Here is a 10,840-nt window from a genome sequence, read left to right as displayed (position 1 = left end):
ATCAGGAACTGGTAAAAGTTTTATCGCTACAGCTATAGGCTATCATGCTTGTAAAAATGGTATTAGAACGATGTATGCTAATATGTCAAAATTACTAGGGATACTTAAAGTCGCCAAGAATAAAGGAACGTTAGAAACAGAGCTAAAGAAGATAGAGCGATGTCGCTTGTTAATCCTCGACGATGCCTTCCTTGTACCTGTAGATGCAAAAGAGCGTCCTATATTACTTGATATTATAGAAGATAGGCATGAAAGGAAGTCGATTATCATATCTTCTCAACTTCCTGTGGACAACTGGTACGATGCAATAGGCGACCCTAACGTGGCAGATGCTGTACTAGATAGAATTGTGGCATACCTCATATCAAATAGAACTAACTGGAGAGAGTCTTAGAAAGATAAAAGCAAAGAATATTACCAAGTAATAGCGAAATAAAATGACCCACCCGACCAGGGCATTTAGTGGGTCAATAATAAATCGTTTTACTGGGTCTAAAATACTTTGCCAGCGTGGGTCAAATTAGTGTGGCTTTTCCAATATTGTTCTCTCTTGTATATGCCCAAATCCATTTTTGTGATACTTTGTACTTTTCGGAAATTTGCTCGGCAGTGTAGTACTCAGTTATATCAAGATCATCTTTTACTCTTCTTCGTTCATAGGGGCGGGTTTTGAGCATCAGTTCAATATCGGCTCTGCGAATGATTGACATTCTTGCACTGATTCTTGAAGCTCTCAACTTATCCTCTTTGACGAGTTTGTAAATGTATTGGCGAGAAACGCCCATCAACTGTGCGGCTTGTGCAAAAGTAAAGTAGTCTTGATGGTCAAGTTTACTTTTTACTTCTATCAAATCCTGTAACTCACGAAGTTCGAGTCTTCGTTCTCTCATTCGGTGTTTGTAGCCTTGACTGGCACATTGGTGGCTACAATAATTAGTGGTTGTTTTCTTCGCAATGAATGGTTTTCCACACCATTGGCAAATTCTTTTTACTTCCATGTTGTTTTCTCCATATTTTTAGTGAAACCATATAATTTTAGACCTATAGCTCATTTTGCAGGATGGGACAACGTTCAAATGCCGATAAACACTGGCTATTTGAGCGATTGAAACGTTTCAGCCATACTTTTTAAGGTCAAAACCGCCCAATAGCTCAATTTGCAGGATACGACACAACTTAAGTCCCGATAACCACTAACTTCGCAGGCATTTCAAAAGCCTAAAATTGAAGTTAGAATGAACAAAAAAGAATGCCCAATATGTAAAAGTAAACACACGGTAAAGAATGGGTTGCGCCACGGAAAGCAACTCTATCTGTGTAAGGACTGTCATGCGCAGTTCCGGTCAGGCAAGCTGATTTCCGAGGATGAATTATGGCGAGACTATCAGCAGGAGAAGCAGACGATAATCGAGTTGTCATCACGATTTGGTATCAGCGTGGCAACCGTCAAACGTAGGCTGCATGACATCAAATGCGAATGGGTGCAACCTCCTCTCTGTGGCAGAGGTTTCGTTCATCTCGACGTTACTTATTGGGGGCGAGATTTTTGTGTTTTATTGGCACTTGATCCTGCTACGGGATTACCATTGTATATGACCTTTGTGAAGAGTGAGACAGCGAAAGACTACGAAATGCGGTAGGTAGTATCAAGAATCGTGGCTATACCATTTGTGGATTGATTATAGATGGAAAACAGAGTTTGTTCAAGATTTTTCTGGCTATCACATACAGATGTGTCAATTTCACATGAAGCAGATAGTTAGGCGCTATCTTACACAGAATCCTAAGATGCTATCCAGCAGAGAATTGAAAGATTTAGTGAGTAGACTTCACAGGAGTAATGAGGCAGACTTCAAAAGAGACTACCAAAAGTGGAGAGAGAAATGGCAGGACACTGTCAATCACAAAAGCCTGCACAAGGACGGAAAGATGTATTACACTCATCGACGCTTGAGAGCCGCAATGAACAGTCTGAACTTCTATCTTCCTTACCTCTTCACATACCAGCAAGAAGACTGCAAGGGAATGCCCAATACGAACAACAAGATAGAAGGCACCTTCACCGACTTGAAGAAGAACCTAAACAATCATAGTGGACTCATGATGGAGAACCGCAAGCGGTTCATTTCTGGGTTTTTCTTGGCATCGGCAGAATCTCTAAGTATGAAAAAGCAGGAGCCGCATTGATAGCCACTCCTGCCCATACTCGTCGATTTGCGCAATCCTATTCCTCATGAAGTTGCTCCCCAGCAGAGCTTCACTATGCTTCAGACTGCGATTTAAAGGTACAATATGTGCTTAGCATCAGCAAAGAAATATGAAGAAAAGTCATCCTGCAATTTGAGCCATTGAATACCTACTACTCAAAATCATCCTGCAAAATGAGCTATACGCCTAATTTTAATTTCGCTTTTTGTCTACCTATGTAAACCATTGTCAACACATGTTGTTGACTACCTCAGTGTGACATCGGGAACAAACCCCAATTTGTTTCGCGGTAGAAATACGGTAGAAAAATATGGTGAACAACACTATCCAATCGTTATGAACTGGATTTTGGATAAATAAAAAAGCCGCTGAATTTCAGCGACTTCATTATAGTTGATTCTAATTCGTTGCGGTTAATTGCGATGTATCATTTACCGATGCAAAAATGGCTGAATATGGTTCCGAGTACCTCGTTGGTGGTGATTTGTCCTCCGGTGATATCGGCCAGTTGGTCTAGACATATTCGAAGGTCTTCGCTTAATAAGTCGCCACTAACATTTTCTTCCAAGTTATTAATGACACGGTTGATGCTTTCATGTGCCATTGTTAGTGCTTCATAATGGCGTGCATTGGTGACAATTACATCGTTTTCTGTAATTTCTGGGATACCAGCAGCTTTATAAAGTTCATTCTCTAGTTGCTCTATATTGTTTCCTTGCTTAGCACTGATGTGTATGGCATTTCTTACATTAACGGTAGGAGAGAGGTCAACCTTATTGTGAACCAGTATCAATTTCTTCCCTTCTGTTTGTGTGTATATGCTTTGTAATTCTTCCTCACTTGGTTGTTGGTCGAACAACCAAATAATGATAGAGGATTCTTCCAGTTTTTGATAAGTTCGTTTGATGCCTAGTAGTTCTACCGTGTCTCGTGTTTGCCGAATGCCAGCGGTATCTATAAATCGGAATGTAATGCCATGTATGTCTACTGTATCTTCGATAACATCACGTGTAGTTCCGTGGATATCACTGACAATAGCTTTATCTTCATGTAGGAGTCGATTGAGTAATGTACTTTTTCCAACATTGGTTTTGCCGATAATAGCTACAGGAATTCCTTGTTTAATAGCGAGACCAGCTTTGAAAGAACGTGCTAAAGCTGTAATATGAGTATCTATATCCTTTGCCAATTGTAGCAGTTCATTGCGATTGGCGAAATCTACATCCTGATCGCTAAAGTCCAATTCCAGCTCAATTAGCGATGTCATCTTTAAAAGTTGCTCTCTTAATATCTGTAGTTTACTACTGAAATTCCCTTTTAATTGACTGATTGCTAGCTTATGACTGGCTGCATTGCTGGCAGAAACCAAATCAGCGACGGCTTCAGCCTGACTCAAATCCATCTTGCCATTGAGGAATGCACGTTGGGTATATTCTCCCGGTTGTGCTGGTCGGCAACCATTAGAAGAGAGCAAAGTTAATACGGTTTGTAGGATATATCGGCTACCATGACATGAAATCTCTACGCTATCTTCTCCTGTATATGAATGTGGGGCACGAAAGATGCTGACTAATACATCATCAATGGTTTTCCCCTCATTATCAATAATTTCTCCATAGTGGATAGTGTTGGCTTTTGCTGATGACAAACTCTTTCCCGTATGGCTACGGAAAAGAGTCTGTGTAATAGTGATAGCATCTGGTCCGGAGAGTCTAATAACTCCGATGGCACCACCGGGAGGGGTTGCGAGTGCACAGATGGTTGAATGGTCAGAAAGTGGATTCAAAATTTCTTGATTCATCAATTAAATACGTTCTAAGACAAGTTTGATTAGTCCATCAATACTATTCTTATAATTAGTATTGCTTTGTTTGGCCAATCTGTTTGCTATAACCATACAGCAGGTCATTGCTTGATGCCCCATGAGTCTAGATAAACCTGCTAGTGCACTGCTTTCCATTTCAAAGTTAGTAATCTTATAGTTATTATATTCGAAAGATTCTATCTTTCCATTTTGTTTTGGGTCGGCTAGTGGAATGCGTAATTCACGTCCTTGAGGACCAAAGAAACCACCGCAGGCAATTGTTACACCGCGTACCATTTCTATGCCGGCTATCCGTTCTACTAGCTCGGCATTATTATCAATGACGTAGGGGGCGCATAATAGGGGATTCCAGTTCATGTGCTTTTTGAAAGCTGCTTCAAACTCTAAGTCGCAAACTTCATTGCGGCCTGCATAGAAGTTTAGTAATCCGTCGAATCCGATACTCTTGACGCTAGCAATATATGTACCTACTGGAGTGTTTGGCTGTAAGCCTCCACAAGTTCCAATTCTTATCAGAGTTAATTGGCGCTTATTGAGTTTTTCGGTTCTACTCTCGAAATCAATGTTTGCTAAAGCATCTAGTTCGTTTACTACAATGTCTATATTGTCACATCCGATACCTGTACTAAGAACTGTGATTCGTTTGTTATTATAACTTCCGGTGACGGAGTGAAATTCGCGATTAGATATTTCACATTCTTTTGATTGGAAGAATGAGGCTACTAATTGCACTCGTCCCGGGTCACCAACTAAAATTACCTTATCTGCTAGTTGTTCAGGTTTGAGATGTAGATGGAATATACTACCATCAGAGTTAATGATGAGTTCAGACTCTGCAAAGTATTTCTGTGTGTCCATAATAATTCTGTTTATTTAATTAAAAGATTTTCTGTATTTCTTATTTTTTTCTCTAATGCATGAATTTCTTGGTGAGATTGGATACATCTCTTTTCTAAATCTTGTAGATTACTATCAATTTTGTTCTTATTAACTTGACTTTCAAGTAATAGGGTGTTAGCTAGATATTCCTTCTTTAATTGAACTAATTGTTGGAATAAATTTTTGTTTTCCTGTGATTTGAAATCATTGATAGAGTGATAGGTCACATTATCGTTGATGACAAAAGCGATGTCATTTGCAACTATCAATTGATTTTGTAATCTTGTTTTTAATTTTTTAATACGTTCGAGGGCATTCGCTCTGTCTCCAAAAGTCCATGTTTTTTCTATGCTATTAAGTTGAGCATAGCCCATTCTTTCATCTTTATTGAATTGTTCAGTATCTATATTGACGCGAGAAGTTGTTGGTACAAATGTATAGATGCATACTTTCCCTTCTGGTTGATGACGGTCTGTAACTAGCCATCCTAGAGAGTCAATGTCGTCTATAGCTATGAGATAATCGTTGAATTCTGAATTGTATGGTAATCCATAATTCTCTGGTGTATAGAAATGGCCATCATTATTATTATGTCTAGTCATAAAGACATCATATCCTCCAATACTGTTTCCACCTTTAGCTGCAAAGAAAAGTGTAATTCCATCGGTGCACATGAAAGGATAATTGATAGACTGATAACTAGATGGAATCTCTTCTAATACATGTTCATTAGTCCAAGTATCCCCTAATTTATCTTGCGTATAAAGACGACTGGCTATGGAGTCTCCTTTTGCATAGTAACAGTGGTTACCGAATTCATTGATGTGAACGGTCTTTGCTGACTCATCCGTTGTCGAGAAAAATTTATTGTACGATAAGAGTGTGCCGGATTCTGGGTTTAAGGGAATCTGCTGGATGAAATCTTTGAAATCAACAACAATGCTATCTACAAACATAACTTTGGCAATCGGCATCGTTTCCAAAGGTGATTGCGTATGTGTTATTTCTTTTTGAGGCGTTGGGCGGACATGCTTTCTCTTTTTCTGAGCATATATATTGTGTGTGCCCAGAAAAACAAGAATAAGCAGAGATAGATATTTTGTCGTGTAAATTTTGTTAAAAATCATCTGATAAATGCTTTTAGTTAGCTATGAGTTGAGCACTCATTCCTGCAGCGGCCTTTCTTCCATCACCCATTGCGAGGATTACAGTAGCACCTCCGCGTACAATATCCCCACCAGCATACAGCTCAGGTCTGCTAGATTGCATATCTTCATTGACAACGATAGTATTCTTTCTGCCCAACTCTAGGCCGGAGATACTTTTGGGGACTAGTGGATTAGGGCTGACACCAACAGCTACAATCACTTGGTCAACTTCTATGGTTCTAGTTTCTCTCGGAATAGGTTCTGGACGACAACGTCCGCTACTATCCGGTTCTCCCAATTTCATTACTTGCAATACGGCAGCTTTTACAGCTCCATTCTCATCAGTCAAATATTCTATAGGATTGTGTAAAGTTAGGAAATTGATACCTTCTTCTTTAGCATGTTTTACCTCTTCCAATCGAGCAGGCATCTCAGCTTCCGAACGTCTGTACACAAGTGTGACATCTGCGCCTAGACGTTTAGCTGTACGACATGAATCCATTGCGGTATTTCCACCACCAACGACGAGTACATGCTTGCCGAGATTGATAGGTGTATCAGTAGTGGGATTGGCAGCATCCATCAAATTTACACGTGTCAAGTACTCATTACTTGACATGATATTGATTGCATTTTCTCCCGGAATATCCATAAAATTTGGTAGCCCAGCACCTGAAGCCACATAAATGCCCTTGAATCCTTGTTGTTCCAACTGCTCGATAGAGATTGTTTTACCTATGATACAGTCTGTTTGGAAGTGTACTCCCATCTTTCTTAAGTTCTCAATCTCGACATCTACAATGTGATTTGGAAGTCTGAATTCCGGGATACCATATTTTAATACACCACCTATTTCATGTAAAGCTTCAAATACATAAACTTCAAAGCCGCGTTTTACCATATCACCGGCAAAGCTTAAGCCTGATGGACCAGAGCCAATAACTGCCACTTTGATGCCATTTGACGGTGCAAGCTCCGGTATAGACATTTGACCACTTTGACGTTCATAGTCTGCTGCAAAACGTTCCAAATATCCTATAGCTACAGCCGGCTCATTCATCTTGAGGTGAATACATTTGCTTTCACATTGTTTCTCTTGAGGACATACACGGCCGCATACTGCTGGTAGGGCAGAGGTGTCTTTCAACACCTTAGCTGCAGCAAGGAATTGACCACGTTCAATATTTTTGATAAATGATGGTATATTGATTTTTACCGGACAGCCTTCTACACAAGTGGGCTTTGCACAGTCTAGACAACGTTTTGCCTCTGTTAATGCCATTTCTTTAGTTAGGCCAATGTTTACTTCCTCTAATCTAGTCGTAGCTCGATACACAGGATCTAGCTCTGGCATTTTTACACGCTCAATTTGTGTGCGCTCTTTTGCTTTTAAAGAAGTTCTTAAGTTCTTTCTCCATTCGGCATTCCTATCTGTCAATACTTCCATAGAATCTTCTGTAGGAGCCTGATCCATTGTAATATCCGTAGTCTCTGTTATAGATTCTGTTGAGTTGCCAAACAAGTGCTCTTGGTAATGTTCCATTTCGTCTTTTTCAGAATCCTTGAACGTTCCCATACGTTTGAACATCTCGTCCCAATCCACCAGTGCGCCATCAAATTCGGGGCCGTCAATACAAACGAATTTAGTTTTTCCGCCAATGGTTAACCTACATGCTCCGCACATGCCAGTACCGTCAACCATGATTGTATTCAGTGATACATCGGTAGGTATATTATATTTCTGCGTGAGTAAACAGCAGAATTTCATCATGATAGGAGGCCCTATAGCAAAGACTTTATCCACATGCTCTTGATTCAAGAGTCTCTCTATACCTACTGTCACGACACCTTTCTCACCATAGCTTCCATCATCGGTCATGATGATGGTCTCGTCGGATGAAGCTCTTACTTCATCTTCCATGATGATTAAGTCTTTACTTCTTCCAGCCAAGACAGAGAGTACTCGATTACCAGCGGCTTTTAATGCTCTAATTATGGGTAACATTGGAGCTACACCGACTCCACCTCCTGCACATACGACAGTACCAAAATTCTCAATATGAGTAGGATTTCCCAATGGACCGACTACATCTGCCACATAGTCTCCAACTTCTAGATTACATAATTTGGTAGACGATAAGCCTACTTTTTGGACGACCAGTGTAATAGTTCCTTTACTAATGTCAGCATCAGCAATGGTAAGAGGCATTCGCTCACTCTTGTTGTCTACACGTACAATAATGAAATTGCCCGCCTTTCTACTTTTAGCAATAAGTGGTGCTTCAATATCAAATCTAAATACCTTCTCAGAGTATTGCTCCTTATAAATAATCTTGTTCATGTGAATTATGGTGTATTAATAGAATATCGGGTTAGTTGCTGTTAAAGCAACGGCTGATTATAATTCAAACTGATAGCCTATTGTAAATAAATAGGCAAAGTTAGCTCCCCCAAGATGTGAATTATGCATATAGAGATTGCCAGTCCATGGATTGCTTGAACCGATGTCTATGATACCGATGTTCCAACGTACATCTAGTACAATATTGTATAGTTCGTATGAAATAGCAACAGGTATTGACAAGTCGTATGGTTTTAGACTTCCTTCCATGTCTTTCATTATGAGAGTACTGTTACCAATACTTTCTTGTCTGTTTCTGATGCTTAGTCCTGCCTGTAAGCCTGTTTTAAATGCTAAACCCTTTACAGGATAGAAATTTGCTGTGACAGGAAATGTAAGATAGTCGTGCTTCCAAATGAAACTTTTGTCATTGCTGTCATTATATTTGCCACCTAATGGAGCATATGCAGCTCCTGCGCTAATGGAAAGCCACTTGGCTATCCTCTTTTCAAAATCAACCCCCACGATCATCCCTTTCCTGAAATCAAGGTCGCCGTTGAACATGGAAGCATAGCTCAATCCTACATACGGTTTGATGGTTGTAACACCAACAGCATGTTGGGCAAAAGAGCCAACTGAAGTGAGAAGAAGGCAGATAGCCAAGATAGTTTTATGTTTCATGCAGTCAAAAAGCTTTAGAAGTTTTTATCGTCGAGTATTTCAAAACCGCAATAAGGGACAAGGACTTTCGGAATTCGTACTCCTTCTGGAGTCTGATTGTTTTCCAAGATGGACGCAACAATTCTTGGTAAAGCCAATGCAGAACCGTTTAGGGTATGGCAAAGTTCTGTTTTCTTGTCGGCTGCACGGCGATAGCGACACTTCAAGCGATTAGCCTGATAGCTTTCAAAGTTAGACACAGAAGAAACTTCCAGCCAACGTTGTTGTGCCGCACTCCATACTTCAAAGTCATAGCATATAGCTGAGGTGAAACTCATGTCTCCTCCACATAGACGTAGTATATGATAGGGGAGTTCTAGTTTCTGTAAAAGTCCTTCTACATGAACGAGCATCTCGTTCAAAGATTCATAGGAATGTTCCGGGGTGTCAATACGCACAATCTCGACTTTGTCAAATTGATGCAAACGATTCAAACCACGCACGTCCTTACCATAAGATCCTGCTTCTCTACGGAAACAAGCTGAGTAGGCACAGCGCTTGATAGGAAGGCTGCTTTCATCCAAAATGACATCTCTAAAGATGTTGGTTACAGGAACTTCGGCAGTAGGAATCAAATACAAGTTATCCAAATTGGCGTGGTACATTTGGCCTTCCTTGTCTGGTAACTGGCCGGTACCATAGCCTGATGCTTCGTTTACAACATAAGGAGGTTGTATTTCCAAATAGCCACTCTTGCGTGCTTCGTCAAGGAAGAATGCTTCCAATGCCCTTTGCAGACGAGCCATCTTGCCTATATAGACTGGGAAGCCAGCACCGGTTATCTTTACGCCAAGATCAAAATCTACCAAATTATACTTTTTACAAATATCCCAGTGGCATAATGCTTCAGACTTGAGTTCCGGCTTGATACCACCTTCTCTGACGACGACATTGTCAGATGCGTCTTTACCTTCCGGCACATCTTCGTTTGGAATGTTAGGAATAGAAAGCAGTAAATTAGTAAGTTCTTGCTGTGCAGTTTCCATCTCTTCTTGTAACTGCTTATCTGTTTCTTTGAATTCTGCGACTTTAGCCTTTATTGATTTAGCTTCTTCAGCTTTTCCTTCTTTCATTAAACCGCCAATTTGTTTAGATAGTAAATTGGCTTGTTGTTTATTGGAATCTAACTTTTGTTGTGCTTCGCGACGACGTTTGTCAATGGCTAATACATCTTCAATGATTTTTTGAGCACCTTCGAAGTTTTTTTTCTCCAAACCTTTTATTACACGTTCAGTTTCTTCACTGATGAGTTTAAGTGTAAGCATATGCTTTTATTAGTTTTTTGATTATACGATATTGTTGGCAAATATACTAAAAATATTTCTTTCAGAGTAATGAATATCCACAAAAAAGCAGAATGCCAATCCCTGTGAAGAGATTGGCATTCTATTGTTTGTTTGGAATAATTTTTTTGTTGTTTTAAGCTTCAGCCTTTTTTGTTACTTCAGCATAAGCTTCGGGTGACAGCACAGAAACAGTACTTTTGTTCTTACGTCCCTTGCGGAAGTAAACAACTCCGTCTGTCAAAGCGTACAATGTGTCATCTTTACCGATTGCCACATTCTCACCGGGATTATGTTTTGTACCGCGCTGGCGAACGATAATGTTACCTGCGTTGATTTTCTGACCACCCCAAATCTTTACACCTAATCGCTGAGAAGCTGATTCGCGTCCGTTCTTAGAACTACCTACACCTTTTTTATGTGCCATTGTTTGTTC

7 protein-coding genes and 3 pseudogenes are annotated in these 10,840 nt (G+C 40.0%); 2 read left to right on the top strand and 8 right to left on the bottom strand.

Features of this window, described 5'->3' with window-relative positions; all coding sequences use genetic code 11:
* A pseudogene (locus AC1EK4_RS02345) lies at positions 1–425 on the top strand (ATP-binding protein); the annotation flags it as partial.
* Between the two features lie 96 nt (positions 426–521).
* Here AC1EK4_RS02345 and AC1EK4_RS02340 read toward each other — a convergent pair.
* Positions 522–998 (bottom strand): annotated as a pseudogene (locus tag AC1EK4_RS02340) (helix-turn-helix transcriptional regulator); the annotation flags it as partial.
* 237 nt (positions 999–1,235) lie between these two features.
* On the opposite strand from AC1EK4_RS02340, the pseudogene AC1EK4_RS02335 reads away from it, so the two are divergent.
* Positions 1,236–2,187, top strand: a pseudogene (locus AC1EK4_RS02335) (IS256 family transposase, variant Zn-binding type).
* A gap of 448 nt (positions 2,188–2,635) precedes the next feature.
* On the opposite strand, the gene mnmE reads toward AC1EK4_RS02335, so the two are convergent.
* The 7 genes from mnmE to rpmA all read right to left on the bottom strand — a co-directional run bounded on the left by mnmE (position 2,636) and on the right by rpmA (position 10,831).
* Positions 2,636–4,009, bottom strand: a complete 1,374-nt coding sequence (mnmE, locus tag AC1EK4_RS02330) for a tRNA uridine-5-carboxymethylaminomethyl(34) synthesis GTPase MnmE (protein ID WP_480356869.1) — start codon at positions 4,007–4,009, stop codon at positions 2,636–2,638.
* 3 nt (positions 4,010–4,012) lie between these two features.
* Positions 4,013–4,891 carry a nucleoside phosphorylase gene (locus AC1EK4_RS02325; protein WP_036898626.1) on the bottom strand — a complete coding sequence of 293 codons (879 nt, stop codon included), beginning with the start codon at positions 4,889–4,891 and terminating at the stop codon, positions 4,013–4,015.
* Positions 4,892–4,902: 11 nt separating this feature from the next.
* Positions 4,903–6,039 (bottom strand): hypothetical protein, encoded by a 1,137-nt coding sequence (locus tag AC1EK4_RS02320; protein WP_036898623.1) that lies wholly within the window; start codon positions 6,037–6,039, stop codon positions 4,903–4,905.
* A gap of 13 nt (positions 6,040–6,052) precedes the next feature.
* Positions 6,053–8,401, bottom strand: a complete 2,349-nt coding sequence (locus AC1EK4_RS02315) for a bifunctional dihydroorotate dehydrogenase B NAD binding subunit/NADPH-dependent glutamate synthase (RefSeq protein WP_480356868.1) — start codon at positions 8,399–8,401, stop codon at positions 6,053–6,055.
* A 57-nt stretch (positions 8,402–8,458) separates the two neighbouring features.
* Positions 8,459–9,082 (bottom strand): outer membrane beta-barrel protein, encoded by a 624-nt coding sequence (locus AC1EK4_RS02310; RefSeq protein ID WP_052052908.1) that lies wholly within the window; start codon positions 9,080–9,082, stop codon positions 8,459–8,461.
* A gap of 14 nt (positions 9,083–9,096) precedes the next feature.
* A complete protein-coding gene (gene serS / locus AC1EK4_RS02305; RefSeq protein WP_036898617.1) occupies positions 9,097–10,386 on the bottom strand; it encodes a serine--tRNA ligase in 1,290 nt (429 codons plus the stop codon).
* A 154-nt stretch (positions 10,387–10,540) separates the two neighbouring features.
* Positions 10,541–10,831, bottom strand: a complete 291-nt coding sequence (rpmA, locus tag AC1EK4_RS02300) for a 50S ribosomal protein L27 (RefSeq protein ID WP_036898614.1) — start codon at positions 10,829–10,831, stop codon at positions 10,541–10,543.
* Between the last annotated feature and the right edge of the window lie 9 nt (positions 10,832–10,840).

The organism is Prevotella sp. C0026C3 (assembly GCF_056590795.1).
This window is presented reverse-complemented; position numbering and strand designations above follow the sequence as displayed.